Origin of the sequence: Hydrogenophaga sp. (assembly GCF_026125825.1) — a bacterium.
Lineage (GTDB): Bacteria > Pseudomonadota > Gammaproteobacteria > Burkholderiales > Burkholderiaceae_C > Hydrogenophaga.
The window spans coordinates 21,996-41,630 of sequence record NZ_JAHCKK010000026.1 but is presented as its reverse complement, the minus strand read 5'-3'; the positions used below and the strand labels follow the sequence as shown (position 1 = coordinate 41,630).

Below are 19,635 nucleotides of genomic sequence, written 5' to 3'. Positions count from 1 at the left end.
TGCGGCACTGCCTAGAATGCATCGGGTACGGCGTTCGCGCCGCACACAAGCGTTCTCAGGGCGGGGTGAAACTCCCCACCGGCGGTGATGGCGGCGTGGCGACACGACCGCACGAGTGCCGCGAGCGCCCCTGCGCCGGTCCGTCCGGCGCAGGGGGTCAGCAGACCCGGTGAGATCCCGGGACCGACGGTAAGAAGCGGGTCTGACCGACCCGCTTGACAGTCCGGATGAAAGAGAGCGCGAGCCAGGCTCCTCCGTGCGCGCTCGCGTGCCGGTGGCGCGTGCGCTTGTGCGCCCTGATTTGTTGGCCCCTCCTTTTTTTGAGGACACCATGAATCAGACCGAGTCTTCCCACCACCTTCACCTTCCCGCCGGCCTTCGCTTTGCGTTCGTCGAAGCTGCCTGGCACGCCGACATCGTTCACCAGGCGCGCGACGCTTTCTTCGCCGAAATGGCCCAAGCGGGCTTCGGTGCCGAGGCCATCGATGTCTTCGATGTGCCCGGTGCATTCGAGATCCCGCTGCACGCCCAGCGGCTGGCCCGCTCTGGCCGCTACGCCGCCATCGTCGGCAGCGCGCTGGTGGTCGACGGCGGCATCTACCGCCACGACTTCGTCTCGCAGACGGTGGTGCAGGCGCTCATGGATGTGCAGCTCGACACCGGCGTGCCGATGATCTCGGCCGTGCTCACGCCGCACCATTTCCACGAACATGCCGAGCACCGGAAGTACTTCCTGCGCCACTTTGCCGTCAAAGGCACCGAAGCCGCTCAGGCCTGCCTGCAGACCGTTGCCGGCCTGCGCCGCCTGGACGCGCTGCTGAGCCCGACCACCGTCGCCTGAAGACCGGCGCCTTGAGCGCGCGGCGGCGATGGGGCACAAGTCGTTCGCCATGTCGCTGCAACGCCAGCCTTCGCCCGTCTGCGCCCTTTCGTGGCGCAGCTCTGGTGGGCGGGATGCGGTCCAGATCTGATGGCATCCGGCGATCCCGGGCAGGCTTGAAGCCGCGGTCTGGCCTTGCCTGGGCGGCCGCGCTGTTCGGCGCCCTGAGCCGGGTCGCGCACCGGGAGTCCGCACTTGGTGCATCATCGGCGCTTGCGCTGCGCCGCCGACACTGGGGTCGGCCGGCGGAAGCACAAGCCATCGAGGGAATCCCCATGAATGCAGCCAAGCTGGTCGGTATCGTTCTTATCGTCGCCGGTGTGCTCGGCCTGGTCTACGGCAGCTTCAGTTACACCAAGGACACGGAAGCCGTGAAGCTGGGACCGCTGGAGCTGTCGGTCAAGCAAAAGGAAACCGTCAACGTGCCGGTGTGGGCTGGCGTCGGCGCCATCGTGGTCGGCGCAGCGCTGCTGGTGCTGGGCGGCAAGAAGGGTTGAGGCGGGCGGTCCTCTGGGCTCTCCTGGCGCTGGCCAGCGCCGGGACGCTGCAGGCGGCGGATCAACCTGAGGTGTATGCCGCCCGGGTCACCCGCGTGTTTGACGGTGATACCTTGTGGGTCAAGCCGCTGGACGGTGGCCGCTACCAAAAGCTTCGCCTGGATGGCGTCGACGCGCCCGAAATCTGCCAGGCCGGTGGCACCGCCTCGCGCGATGTCCTGGCCCGGCGGGTGTTGAACCAGGTGGTGGCGGTCAGCGTTCGACACCGCGACGACTACGGGCGTGGGCTGGCCAGGATCAGGCACCAGGACGACGACATCGCCGCCTGGATGGTGGCGCAAGGTCATGCCTGGTCTTACCGCTGGCGCCGCAGCCTGGGCCCGTTCCAGGCCGAGGAGGCGCGCGCCAGGCAGGGCCGAAAAGGCCTGTTTGCCCAGGCCTCGGCCGAGTTGCCGCGCGACTTCCGGCGCCGCCACGGCCCTTGCCAGCGGCCGGACTGAGGAAGGGGGCTCAGTGGGCGCCGCCGCAGACCGCGCATTGCGGGTTCTGCGGCAGCGAGATGGGCGTGAAGGCCAGGTCCCGGCCGTCGATCATCAGCAGCTTGCCCGTGAGGCGCGAGCCCAAGCCGGTCAGCAGCTTGAGCGCCTCGGCCGCCTGCATCGTGCCCACGATGCCCACCAAGGGCGCGAACACGCCCATGGTGGCGCACAGGGCCTCTTCCACCCCGGCGTCCTCGGGAAACACGCAGGCGTAACACGGGTTGCCCGGGGTCCGTGAGTCGAACACGCTGAGCTGGCCATCCATGCGGATCGCCGCGCCGGACACCAGCGGCTTGCGATGGCGCACGCAGGCGCGGTTGATGGCGTGTCGGGTGGCGAAGTTGTCGGTGCAATCGAGCACCACGTCGGCTTGCGACACCAGCTGCTCCAGCAGCGCCGCATCGGCCCGCTGGGTGACGGTGGTCACACGCACGTCCGGGTTGATGGCGGTGATCGCCTCCCGGGCCGATTCGGCCTTGAGGTGGCCCACGCGCGCCAGGTTGTGCGCGATCTGCCGTTGCAGATTGGTCTCGTCGACGGTGTCGTGGTCCACCAGGGTGATGTGGCCGACACCGGCACTGCCGAGGTACAGCGCCACGGGAGAGCCGAGGCCGCCTGCGCCGATCACCAGTGCGTTCGAAGCCAGCAGGGCCTCTTGGCCCTCGACCCCGAGTTCGTTGAGCAGGATGTGGCGCGAATAGCGCAGGAGCTGGGCGTCGTCCAAGGGTGTTGCCGCGGGCGGCGAGCGCCCGCGGCATCCATCAGTTTTCTTTTTTCTCTTCGGTGCGCACCGACAGCGTCTTGCTGATCAGCACCGGCTGGCCCTTGAGCTGGTTGAGCGCCTGCGTCAGCTGGAAGTCCTTGTCGGTCCCGAACTCGGGCACAAGGCGCTGGTTCGGGTTCTTCTTGGCTTCCTCTTCCAGGCGCTTGCGCGCAGCTTCGCGGGCCTCGTCGCGCTGCTGTTCGGCGGCGCGCTGGGCGTCGGTCATGGCCTGATCGCCTTTGGCGGCCTCGGTGCCGTTGTTCAGGTGCTTCTGAAGATCGGCCTCGCGCGTGCGCAGCGCGGCGAACACATTGCCCTCGGGCGTTTCATCGACCATCACATCGGGCACGATGCCCTTGGCCTGAATGGAGTTGCCCGAAGGCGTGTAATAGCGCGCCGTGGTGAGCTTCAGGCCGGTATCGGGACCCAGCGGGCGCACCGTCTGCACCGAGCCCTTGCCGAAGGTCTGGCTGCCCAGGATGGTGGCGCGCTTGTGGTCCTGCAGGGCGCCAGCGACGATCTCGCTGGCCGAGGCCGAGCCTTCGTTGACCAGCACCACCAGCGGCACGCGCTTAAGCGCGCCCTGGGTGTTGTCGGTCAGGCGCTTGATCGGGTCGCTGCCGCCACGGCGCAGGTAGTGCTGCGGAATGGCCTTGTACGTGAACTTGCTGTCCTCCAGCTGGCCATTGGTGGACACCACGGTGACGTTCTCGGGCAGGAAGGCGGCGGACAGGGCGACGGCCGCATCGAGCAGCCCACCCGGGTCGTTGCGCAGGTCGAGCACCATGCCCTTGAGATTGGGGTCCGCCTTGTAGATGTCTTCCATCTTGCGGGCGAAATCCTCGATCGTGCGCTCCTGGAACTGCGAGACGCGCACCCATGCGTAACCGGGTTCCACGACGCGCGACTTCACGCTCTGCGTCTTGATTTCCTCGCGCGTGATCGTCACGGGGAAGCTGCGGTTCTCTTCCTTGCGGTAGATGTTGAGCAGCACCTTGGTGCGGGGCTCCCCGCGCATGAGCTTGACCGCGTCGTTGATGCTCAGGCCCTTGACCTGCGTGTCGTCGATCTTGGTGATCAGGTCACCGGTCTTGAGGCCGGCGCGGAATGCGGGGGAATCCTCGATCGGCGACACGACCTTGACCAGGCCGTCCTCCATCGTGATTTCGATGCCCACGCCCACGAAGCGTCCGCTGGTGCCCTCGCGGAATTCCTTGAAGGACTTCTTGTCGAAGTACTGGGAATGCGGGTCCAGGCTCGCCACCATGCCCGAAATGGCTTCGGAGATGAGCTTCTTCTCGTCCACCGGCTCCACATAGTCGCTCTTGACCATGCCGAAGACCGCAGCGAGCTGCTGCAGTTCCTCCAGCGGCAGCGGCGCCAGTGCGCCACGTGCCACCGCCTGCAGCTGCACCGTGGTCAGCGCACCAGCCACCACGCCAATGGCCACCCAGCCTGCGATCTTCAGCTTGTGACTCACCTGTTTTGCCATCGAATTACCCCAGTAAAAAAGCCCGTGCAGGGCCTGCGAGACCCTCTCGGGTCAATATACACCTTGGAGCATGGCGAGATGCTTCGGTTCCCGGGGCTGCGCAGTGGTATTCCCCGGGGTGTCGTGACGGATCGCCGGTTTCAGGCCTTGCCCTGCGCGGCCACCGCCGCGGCGGCCTTGGCCGCGGCCTCGGCGTCGCCCAGGTAGAAATGCCGGATCGGCTTCAGATCGGCATCGAGCTCGTACACCAGCGGAATGCCGTTGGGGATGTTCACGCCCACGATGTCGTTGTCGGAAATGCCGTCGAGGTACTTCACAAGGGCGCGGATGCTGTTGCCATGCGCCGCCACCACCACCCGCTTGCCGGCCTTGATCGCCGGCGCCATGGCTTCGTTCCAGAAAGGCAAGACGCGTGCCACCGTGTCCTTGAGGCACTCGGTGAGCGGAATGTCCTCGGGCTTGAGGCGGTCGTAGCGGCGGTCGCCGCGCTCGCTGCGCGGGTCGCTGGCGTCCAGGGCCGGCGGCGGCGTGTCGTAGCTGCGCCGCCAGACCAGCACCTGCTCGTCACCGTACTTCTTGGCCATGTCGGCCTTGTTCAGGCCTTGCAATGCACCATAGTGGCGCTCGTTGAGGCGCCAGCTGTGCACCACGGGAAGCCAGGTGCGGTCCATCTCGTCCAGCGCATGCCACAAGGTGCGCGTGGCGCGCTTGAGCACGCTGGTGTAGGCCAGATCGAAATCGTAGCCTTCGGCCTTGAGCAGCCGGCCAGCGTTCTTGGCCTGTTCCAGACCGGTGGGGGTGAGGTCCACGTCGGTCCAGCCGGTGAAGCGGTTTTCCAGGTTCCAGGTGGATTCGCCATGGCGAATCAGGACGAGTTTGTACATGGGCAGGGCGTGCGTTGAAGATCGGAAATGGGGACGGACGGAAGATCACAAGCCGGGCCATGCGGCCTGTCGGGTGACGTGCCACCGGAGCGGGGCCGGCGCGGCACAGCCAAGCATTCTAAAATCCCGGGCTTACTCGAAAGGTGTATCTGTGAGTTTCTTCATCGAAAACTGGGTTCTGATTGCCGTCGCCATCACGTCCGGGGCCTTCCTGCTCTGGCCGCTGGCCTCTGCGGGTGGTCGGGCGGGGTCCCTCAACACGACCGAAGCCGTGCAGCTCATGAACCGTGACAAGGCGGTGGTGGTGGACGTGCGCGACGCCGAGGGTTTTGCGTCCGGTCACGTCATCGGCGCGAAGCACCTGCCGCTGGCCGAGCTGGAGGCCAAGCTGCCGACCACGGTCAAGAACAAGGCGCTCCCGCTGATTTTCGTGTGCGCCAATGGCGCGAACGCCAACAAGGGCGTGGCCATCGCCCGCAAGCTGGGTTACGAGCATGCCCATGCCCTGACCGGCGGCATGGGTGCCTGGCGCACGGCCAACCTGCCGGTGGAAAAAGCCTGATCATCTGGCCCTGTTTTCATCCGGTTTGACAGGAGTTCCGCATGGCCAAGGTCAAGATGTTCACCAGTGCGTACTGCCCTTATTGCAGCCGGGCCCGGGCCCTGCTCGACCGACGAGGCGTCTCCGACCTCGAGGAGGTGTACGTGGATGGCAAGCCTGAACTGCGCGCCCAGATGACGCAGCTTACCGGGCGCACCAGCGTGCCCCAGATCTTCATCGGGGACACCCATGTGGGCGGCTGCGACGACCTCCATGCGCTCGATGGGCGTGGCGGCCTCGTGCCGATGCTGCAGGCTTGATCCCGTTCGCTGCCTTGCCGGGCTGACATAATCCCGGACAGTGCCCGCCGCAGGGACTTCGATCCCCGGCGGGTTTGTTTTTTCCTCTCCGATTCTTTCGAGACACCACCATGGCAGAAAACCAGGACCCCATCTTCCAGATCCAGCGCGTCTACCTCAAGGAAGCGTCCCTGGAGCAACCCAATTCCCCGGCCATCCTGCTGGAACAGGAACAGCCCACGGTGGACATCCAGCTGGGCGTGGAAGCCAGCCCCGTGGCCGACGGGGTGTACGAGGTCTGCGTCACCGCCACGGTGACCACCAAGATCAAGGACAAGACCGTGTTCCTGGTCGAGGCCAAACAGGCAGGCATCTTCGAAATCCGCAACCTGCCGCAGGACCAGATGGGCCCGATCATGGGCATTGCCTGCCCGCAGATCGTCTACCCCTACCTGCGCAGCAACGTGGCCGACATCGTCCAGCGCGGCGGCTTCCCGCCGGTGCACCTGGCCGAAATCAATTTCCAGGCCATGTACGAGCAACAGCAGGCGCAAGCCGCCGACGACGCGCCGCGCATCGTCACGCAGTAAGTCCTCTCGCGGGGGACCCATGAACATCGTCGTGCTCGGAGCGGGCGCCTGGGGCACCGCGCTGGCCGTCGGCGCGGCCGCCCAAGGCGGCGAGTTCCGCCAGGTGACGCTGTGGGCGCGCGACGCGCAGCAGGCCGATGAGATGCGCACGCGGCGCGAGAACCGGCGCTACCTGCCGGGTGTGGCCTTGCCACCGTCGATGGGCATCGAGGACGGTCGGCTCGATGCCGCCTCGAAGATGCTGGCCGGTGCCGACCTGCTGATCATCGCCACGCCCATGTCGGGCCTGCGCGGCATGTTGGAGGCGCTGGCCTCGCATCCTGCGCCCGTGGCCTGGCTGTGCAAAGGCTTCGAGGCACCGCGCGAAGGGGGCGTTGGCCTGTTGGGCCATGAGGTGCGTGCCCAGGTGGCGCCGCGGCTCAAGGCCGGGGTGCTCAGCGGTCCGAGCTTCGCGCAGGAAGTGGCGCGGGGCCAGCCGACCGCGCTGGTGGCGGCGAGCGAACACGCCAGCGTGCGCGACGTGCTGGTTGCCGCGTTCCACAGTCCCACGCTGCGCGTGTATGCCAACGAGGACATCGTGGGCGTCGAAGTGGGCGGCGCGGTGAAAAACCTGCTGGCCATCGCCACCGGCCTGTGCGATGGCCTGGAGCTGGGTCTGAACGCGCGCGCCGCGTTGATCACGCGTGGCCTGGCTGAAATGACGCGCCTGGGGCTGGCCCTGGGCGCACGAGCCGAGACATTCATGGGCCTGTCGGGCCTGGGCGATCTGGTTCTCACCGCCACCGGCGACCTCTCGCGCAACCGCCGGGTCGGCCAGTTGCTGGCGCAGGGCATGAGCCTTCAGCAGGCGGTGGATTCGCTGGGCCACGTGGCCGAAGGCGTGTACAGCGCGCGCACCGCGGTGCAGCGCGCGCGCCTGCTCGGCGTGGACATGCCGATCAGCGAGGGCGTGGTGGCCTTGATCGAGGGCCGTCTGAAGCCAGCGCAGGCCGTGGCCGCGCTCATGGGGCGCGACCCGAAAGAAGAAGGCCTCTAGGCGGCCGCCGGCGCGCAGCCTTCGGGTTGGAGCACGCGCTCGGTCGAGGCCGGATGGCGCGCCAGTGCCGCGGCCGGTCGGCGCGGGCGGCGCACCAATTCGCCGCCACAGTTGGGGCAGGTGTGGTTCAGCCGGGTGTCCGCGCAGTCGCTGCAGAACGTGCATTCAAAGGTGCAGATGCGCGCCTCGGTGCTTTCGTTGGGCAGGTCCCGGTTGCAGCATTCGCAGTTGGGGCGCAGTTGCAGCATGGCGAACCTCCGAAGCTCAGATTTCAAAGTTGTCGATCAGCCGTGTCTTGCCCAGGCGCGCCGCGCCCAGCACGACCAGTGGGTCGCCGGCCTGCGGCACCTGCAGATCGGTGCGGCGGCGCACGGTGAGGTAGTCGGGCTGCCAGCCGCGCGCGGCCAGGGCCTTCATGGCACGCTCCTCCAGGCCCGGCAGGTGCCGCGCCAGGCCATCGGCGGCGGCCAGGGCATCGCGCCCGAGCGCCCGCAAGGCCAGCGAGAGCTGCACCGCCTCGGCGCGCTCGGTCTCGCTCAGATAACCATTGCGCGAACTCAGCGCCAGGCCGTCGGCCGCGCGCTGGGTGGGCACGCTCACGATGTTCACCGGCAAGGCGAACTGCTGAGCCATGCGGCGGATCACCATCTGCTGCTGGTAGTCCTTCTGCCCGAAGACCGCGTGGCGCGGGCCCTTGCCTTCGGTGAGCGCGCACTGGAACAGCTTCATCACCACGGTGCAGACCCCGGTGAAGAAGCCGGGCCTGAAATGGCCTTCGAGGATGTCGGCCAGTTCGGCGGGCGGCTGCACCTTGAAGCCCTGGGGCTCGGGGTACAGCTCTTTCTCCGATGGGGCGAACACCACGTCGCAGCCTTCGGCTGCGAGCTTGTCGCAGTCGGCCTGCAGGGTGCGGGGGTAGGTGTCGAAGTCCTCGTGCGGCGCGAACTGCAGGCGGTTGACGAAGATGCTGGCCACGGTCACGTCGCCCAGCGGCTTGGCGGCGCGCACCAGGTCCAGGTGGCCGGCGTGCAGGTTGCCCATGGTGGGCACGAGGGCAGGCGCGTTGAAGGGCCGCAGCGCGGCGCGCAGCTCTTCGATGGTGTGAACGAGTTTCATGGGTGGATCGTTGATTTACCAGGCGTGCAGGCTGTCGTCGGGGAAACTGCCGTCCTTCACGGCGGCCACGTAGGCGGCCATGGCATCGCGCACGCTGCTGGCGCCTTCCATGAAGTTGCGCACAAACTTCGGGTTCTTGCCCAGGTTCACGCCGAGCATGTCGTGCATCACCAGCACCTGGCCTGCCGTGCCCTTGCCCGCACCGATGCCGATGGTGTGGCAATGCGGCAGCTGGCCGGTGATCTCGGCCGACAGCGCGGCCGGCACCATCTCGAGCACCAGCATGGTGGCGCCGGCGTCTTGCAGCTCCAGCGCGTGGCGCTTGAGCGTGAGTGCGGCCGCGTCGCCACGGCCCTGCACGCGGTAGCCGCCCAGGGCGTGCACGGTCTGCGGGGTCAGGCCCAGGTGGGCGCACACAGGGATGCCGCGTTCCACGAGAAAGCGCACGGTATCGGCGGTCCAGCCGCCGCCTTCGAGCTTGATCATGTGGGCACCCGCGTGCACCAGCTGCGCCGCGCTGCGCATGGCCTGCTCCTTGGACTCGTGGTAGCTGCCGAACGGCAGGTCACCGAGCAGCCAGGCCGTGCCCTGCACGCGGCGCAGGCCGCGAGCCACGCTCTCCACGTGGTAGGCCATGGTCTCCAGCGTCACCCCCGCCGTGCTGGGCAGGCCCTGGCACACCATGCCCAGCGAATCACCGACCAGGATGCACTCCACGCCGGCGGCGTCGGCCACGGCGGCGAAGGTCGCGTCGTAGGCGGTGAGCATGGTGATCTTTTCGCCGCGCTCGCGCAGCTCACTCAACCGCGGCAGGCTCACCGGTTTGCGCTGGGGCAGGGGCGAGGCCGCGGGCAGGGTGCCGTAGGGGGTGGCCATGGGCGTGGGGGTTGTGGGGGTGCTCATCTGGAATTCCCGCAGGGGTTGGGGGTGGGTGAGAATCGGGCACTATAGACCAAACCGCTATGCTTGCGCCCCATGAAACACCTCTCTGAATTCACCCTGGCCGACGTGCAGGAGCTGGCCCGGCGCGATGTGGCGCAGGCGCTGGCCGAAGACGTGGGCACCGGTGACCTGACCGCCGCGTTGGTGGACGCGCAGCGTCCCGCGCAGGCCCGCATTCTGGCGCGCGAAGCGGCCGTGATCTGCGGCACGCCCTGGGTGGAGGCCGCCGTGCACGCGCTCGACCCCGAGGCCACCTTGACCTGGCACGTCGGCGAAGGCCAGCGCTGCGCTGCCGACCAGACCGTGCTCTCCATCCAAGGCCGCGCGCAATCGCTGCTCACCGCCGAGCGCACCGCACTCAATTTCCTGCAGCTGCTCTCGGCCGTGGCCACCAAGACCGCCACCTTTGTCGACACGGTGGCCGGCACGCGCGCGCAGATCGTGGACACGCGCAAGACGCTGCCAGGCCTGCGCCTGGCCCAGAAGTACGCGGTCAAGACCGGCGGCGGCGTGAACCACCGCATCGGCCTGTACGACGCGGTGCTGATCAAGGAAAACCACATCGCCGCGGCCGGCGGCGTGGCGCAGGTGCTGCAGCGTGTGCGCGAGACCGCGCCCGAGGCGCGTTTCGTCGAGATCGAGGTCGAGACCCTGGCCCAGCTCGAAGAGGCCCTGGCCTGCGGCGCCACCATGGTCCTGCTCGACAACATGGACATCCCCACGCTCCACGCGGCGGTGCGGCTCAACGCGGGCCGCGCGGTGCTTGAAATCTCCGGTGGTGTGAACCTGGACACCGTGCGGGCCCTTGCAGAAACCGGGGTTGACCGCATCTCTGTCGGCGCCCTCACCAAGGACGTCAAGGCCACCGATTTTTCCATGCGCTTCCAGACGCTCTGAAGCGCGGAACTCCCAGACACAACGACCCCATGAATACCGCAGACTCTTCCGTCATCGACGTGGAATACGAACAGCCGGCCTGCCCCACGCAGCATGCCTGGGCGCGCGTGCCGGTCGAGCCCGGCCCCAGGCAGCGCGCTGCGCTCAAGGAGCGCATCCGCCAGCTGCTCAAGGAGCGCAACGCGGTCATGGTGTCGCACTACTACGTGCACCCCGACCTGCAGGACCTCGCCATCGAGACCGGCGGCATCGTCAGCGATTCGCTGGAGATGGCGCGTTTCGGGCGCGACCACGCCGCGACCACGCTGGTGGTCTCGGGCGTGCGCTTCATGGGCGAGACGGCCAAGATCCTGAGCCCCGAGAAGACCGTGCTCATGCCGGACCTCGACGCGAACTGCTCGCTCGACCTGGGGTGTCCGATCGATGAATTCAATACCTTCTGTGACGCCCATCCCGACCGCACCGTGGTGGTCTACGCCAACACCAGTGCGGCCGTGAAGGCGCGTTCGGACTGGCTGGTCACCTCCAGCTGCGCGCTCGACATCGTGCAGGCCCTCAAGGACAAGGGCCACAAGATCCTGTGGGCGCCCGACAAGCACCTGGGCGCCTACATCCAGCGCGAGACCGGCGCCGACATGGTGATGTGGACCGGCTCGTGCATCGTGCATGACGAGTTCAAGGCCTTCGAGCTCGAGGCGCTCAAGAAGGAGCACCCCAGGGCCAAGGTGCTGGTGCACCCGGAAAGCCCGGCCGACGTGATCGCGCTGGCCGATGCCGTGGGCTCGACCTCGGCGATCCTGAAGGCCGCGCGAACGCTGGATGCGCCGGAGTTCATCGTCGCCACCGACAACGGCATGATGCACATGCTGCGCCAGCAGAACCCGGGCAAGGTGTTCATCGAGGCACCGACCGCCGGCAACAGCGCCACCTGCAAGAGCTGCGCACACTGCCCCTGGATGGCGATGAACGGCCTGGCGGGCGTCGCGCAGATTCTCGAAAAGGGCCTCAACGAGATCCACGTCGACCCGGCGCTGATCCCGCTGGCGCGTCGGCCGATCGACCGCATGCTCGCCTTCACGGCCGCGCAGCGCAATGGCCAGAACCCTGGCGCGCTGGTGCCCAACATCGGCGCGGCATAGCGAGTGTCGTGACCCAGGATGCCGCGGAGCTGGCTTGGCCAGGCCGCAGGCATCGCCTCCCTTGGGGCGCTTCAGCGCGCGGGCGGTACCAAGATCGTCGGTTTCGCCTCGGGCAGCAGCCCGGGGTAATCGCGGCTGAAGTGCAGGCCGCGGCTTTCGTGCCGCAACTGGGCCGATGTCACGATCAGGTCGGCCACCTGCACCAGGTTGCGCAACTCCAGCAGGTCGCGCGTGACGTGGAACTGCGAATAGAACTCCTGGATCTCGCTCTGCAGCAGCGCGATGCGGTGCGCCGCTCGTTCCAGGCGCTTGTTGGTGCGCACGATGCCCACGTAATCCCACATGAAGCGGCGCAGCTCGTCCCAGTTGTGCGAGATCACCACCTGCTCGTCCGCGTCGGTCACGCGGCTGTCGTCCCACAGCGGCGTGGTGGGTGCGGCGGGCGCGCTGGGCGCGTTGCGAATCGCGTTGACCGCGCCCTGCGCGAACACCATGCATTCCACCAGGGAGTTGCTGGCCAGGCGGTTGGCGCCGTGCAGGCCGGTGCAGGTTGTTTCGCCCACCGCGTAGAGGCCGGCGATGTCGGTGTGGCCCGCCAGATCGGTCACCACGCCGCCGCAGGTGTAGTGCGCGGCCGGCACCACCGGTATGGGCTCGCGCGTGATGTCGATGCCCAGTTCGGCGCAGCGCGCCAGGATATTGGGGAAGTGCTCGCGCAGGAACTCGGGTGGCTGGTGCGAGATGTCGAGGTACACGCAGTCCAGCCCGTGCTTCTTCATTTCGAAATCGATCGCGCGCGCCACCACGTCGCGCGGGGCGAGCTCGGCGCGGGGGTCGTGGTCGGGCATGAAGCGGTGGCTGCCCAGGTGGGGCGGCAGCTTGAGGTGGCCGCCTTCGCCGCGCACCGCCTCGGTGATGAGAAAGCTCTTGGCATGCGGGTGGTACAGGCAGGTCGGGTGGAACTGGATGAACTCCATATTGCCTGCCCGGCACCCGGCGCGCCAGGCGGCGGCGATGCCGTCACCGGTCGCGGTGTCGGGGTTGGTGGTGTACAGGTAGACCTTGCCCGCCCCGCCCGTGGCCAGCACGGTGTGTGTGGCGCTGAAGGTCAGGACTTCGTCGCGCTCAGTGTCGAGCACGTAGGCGCCGAAGCAGCGCGGCTGGGCATTGGCGCCCGGCTGGCGGCGGTCGGTGATGAGGTCCACCAACATGTGGTTCTCGAACAGCCGGATCTCGGGCGTGCCGCGCACGCGCTCGATCAGCGTGGCCTGCACGGCCGCGCCGGTGGCGTCGGCCGCGTGCACGATGCGGCGGTGGCTGTGGCCGCCCTCCCGGGTCAGGTGCAGCTCGCCGTCTTCCAGTGAGAAGGGCACGCCGAGTTCCTGCAGCCAGGCGATCGCGGCCGGTGCATTCTCCACGGTGAACTGCGTGGCCTCCAGGTCACACAGACCGGCGCCGGCGACCAGGGTGTCTTCCACGTGCGAGGCCACGCTGTCCCCCTCGGCCAGCACGGCGGCAATGCCGCCTTGCGCCCAATTGCTCGAGCCGTCGCTGAGCGCTCGCTTGGTGATCACCGCCACGCGATGGGTCTTGGCCAGGTGCAGCGCGGCGGTGAGACCGGCCAGGCCGCTGCCGATGATGAGGACGTCGAAGCGGTGTGGATCAGTCATGGCGTTGAGAGGATGAAGAGGGACAGGGCCGACGCCGGGCCGCTCCCAAGGTGGCCGACCCGCGCAGCGGCGCAGCGTGGGGTGCTCATGCAGGGGTGTAGGCGAGCCGGACGTAGATGGGGGCGAAGGCCTCGGCCTGGGTCAACTCGATGAGCGTCTCTTTGGCGAGTTCGAGCATGGCGATGAAGGTGACCACCAGCACTGGCGAGCCTTGCGACGGATCGAACAGCTCACCGAACTCGACGAACTTGCGGCCCTGCAAATGGCGCAACACGATGCTCATGTGCTCGCGCACGGAGAGCTCCTCGCGGCTGATCTTGTGGTGCTGCACGAGCCTGGCGCGTTTGAGGATGTCGCGCCACGCGCTTTGCAGGTCGATCGCGCTCACATCGGGGAAGCGCGGCACCAGGGCCTGTTCCACGTAGACCTGGGCACGCAGGAAATCGCGGCCGTATTGCGGGCTGTCGGCCAGGCGGTGGGCGGCGAGCTTCATCTGCTCGTATTCGAGCAGGCGGCGCACCAGTTCGGCGCGCGGGTCTTCGGGTTCCTCGCCCTCGGCCGTCTTCTTGGGCGGCAGCAGCATGCGCGACTTGATCTCGATCAGCATGGCCGCCATCAGCAGGTACTCGGCCGCCAGCTCCAGGTTGCTGGCGCGAATCTCATCGACGTAGGTGAGGTACTGGCGGGTCACGGCCGCCATCGGAATGTCGAGGATGTTGAAGTTCTGCTTGCGGATCAGGTAGAGCAGCAGATCCAGCGGGCCCTCGAAGGCCTCCAGGAAGATTTGCAGCGCGTCCGGCGGGATGTACAGGTCGCGCGGCATGGCAAACAGCGGTTCGCCGTAGAGCCGCGCCAGCGCGACGTGGTCCACCACCGATGGCAGGACCTCGTCCAGGCCCTGCGGGGCCTCGTTGAGCGTGTGCGGATCGCTCATGCCGGGGCCTGATCAGGCGTGGTCGGAGCCGGTCTGGTAGACGTAGGGCTGCTGGGGCACGCGGGCGGCTTCGGCCTTGGCCTGGAATTCGCGGTCGATCTGCTTGTCCCAGAGCAGGGCGCGGCCCTGGCGCTGCGACTGCTCCAGCCCCGGCTTGCCGGCCTTGAGCTGCTCGATGAACTGCGTCGTGTCGGACTGGTAATCGGGGCGGCGGAAGATGGACATGGTGGGTTCGGTGGTGCGCGGAGGGAAATAGGCCGATTTTACCGGGCCGCCCCCAGCCATCACTGAAAGGTGCTCAGCCGCCCTGCGAAGCCTGAGCGTTCGATCAGCGAACGTGGCTGGGCGTGCAGGCCCACCATGCCCAGGTGGCCGCCGCGCTTGTGCACCGCCTTGTGCAGCTGTTCCAGCGCATCCAGGCCGGTGGTGTCGAGCGAGATCATCTGACTGGCGTCGAGCATCACATTGAGCGGCGTGGGGGAGCGCTCCACGTCGGCGACGATGGGATCGATCTTGGCCACGGCACCGAAGAACAGCGAGCCGTAGAGCTTGTAGGTGGCCTGTTGTTCGGTGCGCGCCACCGGCTCGGCCCGGAAGATCTCGCTCTGGCGGCGCACGAACAGCACCACCGCCAGCACCAGGCCAAGCTCGACCGCCACGGTCAGGTCGAAGACGATGGTGACGAAGAAGGTGGACAGCAGCATCAGCCGGTAGTGGTTGCTGAACTGCTTCAGGCGCCCGAACTCTCGCCACTCGCCCATGTTCCAGGCCACGAACAGCAGCACGCCGGCCAGCACCGCCAAGGGGATGTGGTACGCCAGCGGCGCGGCCACCAGCACCACGGCGGCCAGCGTGAGGGCGTGCACCATGCCCGCCACCGGCGAGGCGGCGCCGGAGCGGATGTTGGTCACGGTGCGCGCGATGGTGCCGGTGGCGGGCATGCCGCCGAAGAAGGGCACCACGGCGTTGGCGATGCCTTGCGCCATCAGCTCCTGGTTGGGGTCGTGCTTGGGCGCGTCGCTCAGCTGGTCGGCCACGCGCGCGCACAGCAGCGATTCGATGGCGCCCAGCAGCGCGATGGTCAGCGTGGGCGTGACCAGCAGGCGCACCGTCTCCCAGGAGAAGTCGGGCAGTTCGAAGGCGGGCGTGCCGCGCGGGATGCCGCCAAAGCGCGTGCCGATGGTTTCCACCGGCAGGCTCAGGGCCCAGGCCAGCAGCGTGAGCGTGACCAGGGCCACCACCGGCCCGGGCAGGCGCGAGGTGGCCTTGAGCGCGCTGACCCGGTCCAGTTTCTCGATCTGGCGGCGGAACTGGAAGTCCACCGCCCACAGGCGCGGCCAGACAAACAGGCCCAGCACGCACAGGCCGCCGAGCGCGAACGCGAAGGGGTTGAAGCTGTCGATGTGCTGTGCCAGGGCCTTCATCTGGCCGAAGAAGCTGCCCGGCATCTTGGCGATCTCCAGCCCGAGCAGGTCGCGCACCTGCGACAGCGCGATCAGCACCGCGATGCCGTTGGTGAAGCCAATCACCACGCTCACGGGCACGTAGCGCACCAGCGTGCCGAGGCGAAACAGGCCCAGCAGGAACAGCAGCACGCCGGCGCTGGCGGTGGCGATCAGCAGGTTGGCCACGCCATAGCGTTCGACGATGCCGTAGACGATGACGATGAAGGCGCCGGCCGGGCCACCGATCTGCATCGAGGTGCCGCCCAGTGCCGAAATCAGAAAGCCGGCAATGATCGCGGTCCACAGGCCGGCCTCGGGCTTGAGGCCGCTGGCGATCGCGAAGGCCATGGCCAGCGGCAGCGCCACGATGCCCACCGTGGCGCCCGCACCCACGTCGCGCGCGAACTTCTCGCGGTTGTAGCCGTGCAGGTCTTTCAGCAGGCGGGGGCGAAACGGCGCCAGGGGCGGCAGGCCTTGGAACATGGGCCGATGTTACCTTTGGCTACGGTTCGCGCGGCCGGCCAAGCTTGAGCCAGGGGGTCGGGCATTAGACTGGCCTTTTGATTCCAGACAAGGACCGACATGCGAACAGCGGCGAGGGGCAAGACGTGGCGTGGCGCGCTGGGGCTGCTGGGCGCGATCGGCCTGACGGGCCTGCTCGTCGCCTGCGATCCGCAGAACATCAGCGAACTGGAAGAGGGTGTGTCCACAGAAGCCGACGTGCGCGAACGCTTCGGCGCGCCCGAGGCGGTGTGGGAGGGCGAGGACGGTGCGCAGATCTACGAATACAACCGCCAGCCCGCGGGCCACACGAACTACATGATCACCATCGGCCCCGACGGCAAGATGGCCTCGCTGCGCCAGGTGCTCAACCCGCGCACGTTCGCCCAGGTGCAGCCGGGCATGCCCATGGAGGCCGTGCGCCGCATGCTGGGCAAGCCCATGAAGATCACCAACTACGCGCTCAAGCGCGAGACGCACTACGACTGGCGCTACCTCGAGAGCCCCAATGTGGGGGAGTCCCAGGTCTTTACCGTGGTGTTCGACGCCGACCTCAAGGTGGTCCGCACGATGTCGGCGCGCGACCCGGACCTGGACAAGAACCGCTGAGCGGCGGCGTCAGGCGGCGCGCAGCCGCTGCCAGTCGTCCAGCGCCGGGCGAGCCACCAGCAGCAGGAGCATGAGGGCCAGCGGCAAGGTGCTGATGAACCCCAGGTGCTTGAAGCCCAGGGCGCCCGCGAGCCCGCCGAAGAAGAAACAGGCGATCAGCTGGCCGTGCACGCGCAGCCGCCCGCGGTGTGCCCGCACCGGTGCGGCGCCGGGTTGCCGGTTCACGTACAGCAGCTTGCCCAGCTCGATGCCCAGGTCGGTCACCAGGCCGGTGACGTGGGTGGTGCGGATCGTGGCGCGCGAGATCTTGGTGATGACCGCGTTCTGCAGTCCCATGATGAAGCACAGCAGCACCACGGTCAGTGGCAGGAAGACCGGTGTCATGAACCCCATGGCGGCACCAAACAGGCCGAACACCAGCAGCGCGGCGGCCTCCAGCACCAGGGGCAGGCCGTAGGCACTGCGCAGCTCGTGGCGCAGGCCCCAGTTCACCAGCCAGGCCGTGGTCATGGCGCCGAGCAGGAAGGCCAGCACCGAGCCCAGGCCGGCCAGGGCCAGCGTGAGTTCGCCCAGCACCAGGTGGTCGGCCACCGACGACACCATGCCGGTCATGTGCGAGGTGTACTGGCCCACGGCCAGCAAGCCGCCCGCGTTGGCCGCTCCGGCCACAAAGGCCAGCACCGAGCCGAGCTTCAGATCGGTCTGCGGCGTGCGCTGCAGACTGGTGAAACCCCGGATCGGTTTGAACACGGGTGGGTGTCCGTTCAGCGCACCCGCATGCCGGGCGTGGCGCCCGGCCAGGGGTGGAGCACGTGGATGCCGGGCTCGGCGTTCTCGTCGGCGTGGCTGGCGGCCAGCACCATGCCTTCGCTGACGCCGAACTTCATCTTGCGGGGCGCAAGGTTGGCCACCACCACGCTGAGCTTGCCCACCAGGTCTTCGGGGGCATAGGCACTGGCGATGCCGCTGAACACGTTGCGCGTGCGGCCCTCGCCCACGTCCAGCGTGAGGCGCAGCAGCTTGCTCGAGCCCTCGACCGCCTCGCATTTCACGATCTGCGCGATGCGCAGGTCGATCTTGGCGAAATCGTCGATGGAAATCGTGTCGGCGATGGGCTCGCCCCCGGGCACCGTGGCGGGCTTGGCAGGCTCCGGCGGCGGCTCGAACAGGGCGTCGAGCTGCTTCACGTCCACGCGCTGCATGAGGTGCTGGTAGGCCTTGATCGCGTGTCCCTTGCCGAGCAGGCGGGTGGTGTGGGCGAACTGCAACGGTGCGGCCTGCAGGAAGTCCTCCACCTGCGCGGCAAGCGCGGGCAGCACCGGCTTGAGGTAGAGCGTGAGCAGGCGGAAGGCCTCGATGCAGGTGGTGCACACGTCGTGCAAACGCCCGTCCATGCCCTGCTGTTTGGCCAGTTCCCAGGGTTTGTTCTGGTCCACGTAGGCGTTCACGCGGTCGGCCAGCAGCATGATCTCGCGCAGCGCCTTGCCGTACTCGCGCTCGGCGTAGAGCTCGGCGACATGGGGGGCTGCGCTCTGCAGGTGGTCCAGCAGCGCGTCGCCGTCGGCCGAGACCTCGCCCAGCCGGCCGTCGAAGCGCTTGGCAATGAAGCCGGCCGCGCGCGAGGCGATGTTGATGTACTTGCCCACCAGGTCGCTGTTGACGCGCAGCATGAAGTCTTCGGGGTTGAAGTCGATGTCTTCGTTGCGGCTGCTCAGCTTGGCGGCCAGGTAGTAGCGCAGCCACTCCGGGTTCATGCCCAGCTGCAGGTACTTCAGCGGGTCCAGGCCGGTGCCCCGGCTCTTGCTCATCTTCTCGCCATTGTTGATGGTGAGAAAGCCATGCACGAACACCGCGTTGGGCACCTTGCGGCCGCTGAACTTCAGCATCGCGGGCCAGAACAGGGTGTGGAAGGTGATGATGTCCTTGCCAATGAAGTGGTACTGCTCGGTGGTCGGGTCGGCCATGAAGGCGTCGAAGTCCCGACCGGTCTTGTCGAACAGGTTCTTCAGCGAGGCGAGGTAACCCACGGGGGCGTCCAGCCACACATAGAAATACTTGCCCGGCGCGTCCGGGATCTCGATGCCGAAATAGGGCGCGTCGCGGCTGATGTCCCAGTCGCCCATCCTGGGCTTGCCGTCCTCACCCGGTTCGATCCACTCGCTGATCTTGTTGAGCACCTCGGGCTGCACCGCGCCGCTCTGCGTCCACTGGTCCAGGAAGGCCAGGCAGCGCGGGTCGGAGAGCTTGAAGAAGAAGTGGTCCGACTGCCTGAGCACCGGTTTGGCGCCGGAGAGGGCCGAGTAGGGGTTGATCAGGTCGGTCGGGCTGTAGACCTTGCTGCAGACCTCGCAGTTGTCGCCGTACTGGTCCTTGGCGTGGCAGTTGGGGCACTCGCCCTTGATGAAGCGGTCGGGCAGGAACATGTTCTTCTCGGGGTCGAAGAACTGCTCGATGGTGCGCGTCTCGATCAGGCCGTTGGCCTTGAGGGCGCGGTACACGTCCTGGGCCAGCACGTGGTTCTCCGGGCCGTCGGTGCTGTGCCAGTTGTCGAAGCCGATGTGGAAACCATCCAGGTAGGGCTTTCGGCCAGCGGCGATGTCGGCCACGAACTGCTGCGGGGTTTTGCCCGCCTTGTCGGCGGCGATCATGATGGGTGCGCCGTGCGCGTCGTCCGCGCAGACGAAGTTCACATCGTGGCCCTGCATGCGCTGGAACCGCACCCAGATGTCGGCCTGGATGTACTCCATGATGTGGCCGATGTGGAAATGGCCGTTGGCGTAGGGCAGGGCGGTGGTGACGAACAGGCGTCGCTGGCTCATGGGAAGGGCTTTCTGTCGGGGAACCGGCCATTTTACGGGCCG

General features: G+C 67.6%; 22 protein-coding genes and 1 riboswitch. Of the genes, 10 read left to right on the top strand and 12 right to left on the bottom strand.

What is annotated here, in order from left to right:
* The first annotated feature begins 47 nt into the window (after window positions 1-47).
* A riboswitch (FMN riboswitch) is annotated at window positions 48-243 on the top strand.
* An 88-nt stretch (window positions 244-331) separates the two neighbouring features.
* The 3 genes from KIT86_RS11045 (at window position 332) to KIT86_RS11035 (ending at window position 1,877) form a co-directional block, all read left to right on the top strand.
* Window positions 332-841 carry a 6,7-dimethyl-8-ribityllumazine synthase gene (locus KIT86_RS11045; protein ID WP_297398243.1) on the top strand — a complete coding sequence of 170 codons (510 nt, stop codon included), beginning with the start codon at window positions 332-334 and terminating at the stop codon, window positions 839-841.
* Window positions 842-1,155: 314 nt separating this feature from the next.
* On the top strand, window positions 1,156-1,377 hold the full coding sequence (locus KIT86_RS11040) for a hypothetical protein (RefSeq protein WP_297398241.1): 222 nt from the start codon (window positions 1,156-1,158) through the stop codon (window positions 1,375-1,377).
* Window positions 1,374-1,877: a thermonuclease family protein gene (locus tag KIT86_RS11035; protein WP_297398239.1), complete on the top strand. Its 504-nt coding sequence runs from the start codon at window positions 1,374-1,376 to the stop codon at window positions 1,875-1,877. The genes KIT86_RS11040 and KIT86_RS11035 overlap by 4 nt, the downstream gene beginning before the upstream one ends.
* Window positions 1,878-1,887: 10 nt before the next feature.
* On the opposite strand, the gene KIT86_RS11030 is transcribed toward KIT86_RS11035, so the two are convergent.
* The 3 genes from KIT86_RS11030 to gpmA all read right to left on the bottom strand — a co-directional run bounded on the left by KIT86_RS11030 (window position 1,888) and on the right by gpmA (window position 5,055).
* On the bottom strand, window positions 1,888-2,640 hold the full coding sequence (locus tag KIT86_RS11030) for a HesA/MoeB/ThiF family protein (protein WP_297398237.1): 753 nt from the start codon (window positions 2,638-2,640) through the stop codon (window positions 1,888-1,890).
* 37 nt (window positions 2,641-2,677) lie between these two features.
* The gene (locus KIT86_RS11025; RefSeq protein WP_297398235.1) at window positions 2,678-4,159 is read right to left on the bottom strand and encodes a S41 family peptidase; all 1,482 of its coding nucleotides are present in this window, start codon (window positions 4,157-4,159) and stop codon (window positions 2,678-2,680) included.
* Window positions 4,160-4,311: 152 nt separating this feature from the next.
* Entirely contained in the window at window positions 4,312-5,055 is a 744-nt protein-coding gene (gene gpmA, locus KIT86_RS11020; protein WP_297398233.1) for a 2,3-diphosphoglycerate-dependent phosphoglycerate mutase, read from the bottom strand.
* A gap of 151 nt (window positions 5,056-5,206) precedes the next feature.
* On the opposite strand from gpmA, the gene KIT86_RS11015 reads away from it, so the two are divergent.
* From KIT86_RS11015 to KIT86_RS11000, 4 genes are all read left to right on the top strand, one after another.
* Window positions 5,207-5,617 (top strand): rhodanese-like domain-containing protein, encoded by a 411-nt coding sequence (locus KIT86_RS11015; protein ID WP_297398231.1) that lies wholly within the window; start codon window positions 5,207-5,209, stop codon window positions 5,615-5,617.
* 41 nt (window positions 5,618-5,658) lie between these two features.
* Window positions 5,659-5,916 (top strand): glutaredoxin 3, encoded by a 258-nt coding sequence (gene grxC, locus KIT86_RS11010; protein WP_291114993.1) that lies wholly within the window; start codon window positions 5,659-5,661, stop codon window positions 5,914-5,916.
* 110 nt (window positions 5,917-6,026) lie between these two features.
* Window positions 6,027-6,485 (top strand): protein-export chaperone SecB, encoded by a 459-nt coding sequence (gene secB, locus KIT86_RS11005; protein ID WP_291114995.1) that lies wholly within the window; start codon window positions 6,027-6,029, stop codon window positions 6,483-6,485.
* A 19-nt stretch (window positions 6,486-6,504) separates the two neighbouring features.
* A complete protein-coding gene (locus tag KIT86_RS11000; RefSeq protein ID WP_297398228.1) occupies window positions 6,505-7,521 on the top strand; it encodes an NAD(P)H-dependent glycerol-3-phosphate dehydrogenase in 1,017 nt (338 codons plus the stop codon).
* On the opposite strand, the gene KIT86_RS10995 is transcribed toward KIT86_RS11000, so the two are convergent.
* The 3 genes from KIT86_RS10995 to panB are packed head-to-tail and all read right to left on the bottom strand — an operon-like array spanning window position 7,518 to window position 9,540.
* Entirely contained in the window at window positions 7,518-7,769 is a 252-nt protein-coding gene (locus tag KIT86_RS10995; RefSeq protein WP_297398226.1) for a DUF1272 domain-containing protein, read from the bottom strand. The two genes, KIT86_RS11000 and KIT86_RS10995, sit on opposite strands and share 4 nt — an antisense overlap.
* Window positions 7,770-7,785: 16 nt before the next feature.
* On the bottom strand, window positions 7,786-8,637 hold the full coding sequence (gene panC, locus KIT86_RS10990) for a pantoate--beta-alanine ligase (RefSeq protein ID WP_297398224.1): 852 nt from the start codon (window positions 8,635-8,637) through the stop codon (window positions 7,786-7,788).
* Window positions 8,638-8,652: 15 nt separating this feature from the next.
* Complete coding sequence (gene panB / locus KIT86_RS10985; RefSeq protein WP_297398222.1) at window positions 8,653-9,540, bottom strand: 3-methyl-2-oxobutanoate hydroxymethyltransferase; 888 nt, start codon at window positions 9,538-9,540, stop codon at window positions 8,653-8,655.
* A gap of 72 nt (window positions 9,541-9,612) precedes the next feature.
* On the opposite strand from panB, the gene nadC reads away from it, so the two are divergent.
* Window positions 9,613-10,476: a carboxylating nicotinate-nucleotide diphosphorylase gene (gene nadC / locus KIT86_RS10980; RefSeq protein ID WP_297398220.1), complete on the top strand. Its 864-nt coding sequence runs from the start codon at window positions 9,613-9,615 to the stop codon at window positions 10,474-10,476.
* A 29-nt stretch (window positions 10,477-10,505) separates the two neighbouring features.
* Entirely contained in the window at window positions 10,506-11,615 is a 1,110-nt protein-coding gene (nadA, locus tag KIT86_RS10975) for a quinolinate synthase NadA (RefSeq protein WP_297398218.1), read from the top strand.
* 71 nt (window positions 11,616-11,686) lie between these two features.
* On the opposite strand, the gene nadB is transcribed toward nadA, so the two are convergent.
* The 4 genes from nadB to KIT86_RS10955 all read right to left on the bottom strand — a co-directional run bounded on the left by nadB (window position 11,687) and on the right by KIT86_RS10955 (window position 16,147).
* A complete protein-coding gene (nadB, locus tag KIT86_RS10970) occupies window positions 11,687-13,285 on the bottom strand; it encodes an L-aspartate oxidase (RefSeq protein WP_297398216.1) in 1,599 nt (532 codons plus the stop codon).
* Window positions 13,286-13,370: 85 nt separating this feature from the next.
* Window positions 13,371-14,219 carry a ScpA family protein gene (locus KIT86_RS10965; protein ID WP_297398214.1) on the bottom strand — a complete coding sequence of 283 codons (849 nt, stop codon included), beginning with the start codon at window positions 14,217-14,219 and terminating at the stop codon, window positions 13,371-13,373.
* 12 nt (window positions 14,220-14,231) lie between these two features.
* Window positions 14,232-14,444: a DUF3460 family protein gene (locus KIT86_RS10960; protein WP_297398212.1), complete on the bottom strand. Its 213-nt coding sequence runs from the start codon at window positions 14,442-14,444 to the stop codon at window positions 14,232-14,234.
* Between the two features lie 59 nt (window positions 14,445-14,503).
* Window positions 14,504-16,147 (bottom strand): SulP family inorganic anion transporter, encoded by a 1,644-nt coding sequence (locus KIT86_RS10955; protein WP_297398210.1) that lies wholly within the window; start codon window positions 16,145-16,147, stop codon window positions 14,504-14,506.
* Window positions 16,148-16,246: 99 nt separating this feature from the next.
* Here KIT86_RS10955 and bamE point away from each other — a divergent pair, with 99 nt between their 5' ends.
* Window positions 16,247-16,774: an outer membrane protein assembly factor BamE gene (bamE, locus tag KIT86_RS10950; RefSeq protein ID WP_297398208.1), complete on the top strand. Its 528-nt coding sequence runs from the start codon at window positions 16,247-16,249 to the stop codon at window positions 16,772-16,774.
* A 9-nt stretch (window positions 16,775-16,783) separates the two neighbouring features.
* Here the strand turns inward: bamE and KIT86_RS10945 are convergent, their stop codons facing one another.
* Together KIT86_RS10945 and metG are read right to left on the bottom strand one after the other, a co-directional pair.
* Window positions 16,784-17,524: a YoaK family protein gene (locus KIT86_RS10945; RefSeq protein ID WP_297398206.1), complete on the bottom strand. Its 741-nt coding sequence runs from the start codon at window positions 17,522-17,524 to the stop codon at window positions 16,784-16,786.
* A 14-nt stretch (window positions 17,525-17,538) separates the two neighbouring features.
* Window positions 17,539-19,593, bottom strand: a complete 2,055-nt coding sequence (gene metG, locus KIT86_RS10940) for a methionine--tRNA ligase (RefSeq protein WP_297398204.1) — start codon at window positions 19,591-19,593, stop codon at window positions 17,539-17,541.
* Between the last annotated feature and the right edge of the window lie 42 nt (window positions 19,594-19,635).

Bases quoted from the DNA above. Each gene is read 5' to 3' on its own strand.
- nadB (WP_297398216.1), bottom strand. From the start codon at position 13,285: ATGACTGATCCACACCGCTTCGACGTCCTCATCATCGGCAGCGGCCTG.
- gpmA (WP_297398233.1), bottom strand. From the start codon at position 5,055: ATGTACAAACTCGTCCTGATTCGCCATGGCGAATCCACCTGGAACCTG.
- KIT86_RS11045 (WP_297398243.1), top strand. From the start codon at position 332: ATGAATCAGACCGAGTCTTCCCACCACCTTCACCTTCCCGCCGGCCTT.
- nadC (WP_297398220.1), top strand. From the start codon at position 9,613: ATGAAACACCTCTCTGAATTCACCCTGGCCGACGTGCAGGAGCTGGCC.
- grxC (WP_291114993.1), top strand. From the start codon at position 5,659: ATGGCCAAGGTCAAGATGTTCACCAGTGCGTACTGCCCTTATTGCAGC.
- panC (WP_297398224.1), bottom strand. From the start codon at position 8,637: ATGAAACTCGTTCACACCATCGAAGAGCTGCGCGCCGCGCTGCGGCCC.
- metG (WP_297398204.1), bottom strand. From the start codon at position 19,593: ATGAGCCAGCGACGCCTGTTCGTCACCACCGCCCTGCCCTACGCCAAC.
- KIT86_RS11040 (WP_297398241.1), top strand. From the start codon at position 1,156: ATGAATGCAGCCAAGCTGGTCGGTATCGTTCTTATCGTCGCCGGTGTG.
- bamE (WP_297398208.1), top strand. From the start codon at position 16,247: ATGCGAACAGCGGCGAGGGGCAAGACGTGGCGTGGCGCGCTGGGGCTG.
- KIT86_RS10965 (WP_297398214.1), bottom strand. From the start codon at position 14,219: ATGAGCGATCCGCACACGCTCAACGAGGCCCCGCAGGGCCTGGACGAG.
- KIT86_RS10960 (WP_297398212.1), bottom strand. From the start codon at position 14,444: ATGTCCATCTTCCGCCGCCCCGATTACCAGTCCGACACGACGCAGTTC.
- KIT86_RS11000 (WP_297398228.1), top strand. From the start codon at position 6,505: ATGAACATCGTCGTGCTCGGAGCGGGCGCCTGGGGCACCGCGCTGGCC.
- panB (WP_297398222.1), bottom strand. From the start codon at position 9,540: ATGAGCACCCCCACAACCCCCACGCCCATGGCCACCCCCTACGGCACC.
- nadA (WP_297398218.1), top strand. From the start codon at position 10,506: ATGAATACCGCAGACTCTTCCGTCATCGACGTGGAATACGAACAGCCG.
- KIT86_RS10955 (WP_297398210.1), bottom strand. From the start codon at position 16,147: ATGTTCCAAGGCCTGCCGCCCCTGGCGCCGTTTCGCCCCCGCCTGCTG.
- KIT86_RS10995 (WP_297398226.1), bottom strand. From the start codon at position 7,769: ATGCTGCAACTGCGCCCCAACTGCGAATGCTGCAACCGGGACCTGCCC.
- secB (WP_291114995.1), top strand. From the start codon at position 6,027: ATGGCAGAAAACCAGGACCCCATCTTCCAGATCCAGCGCGTCTACCTC.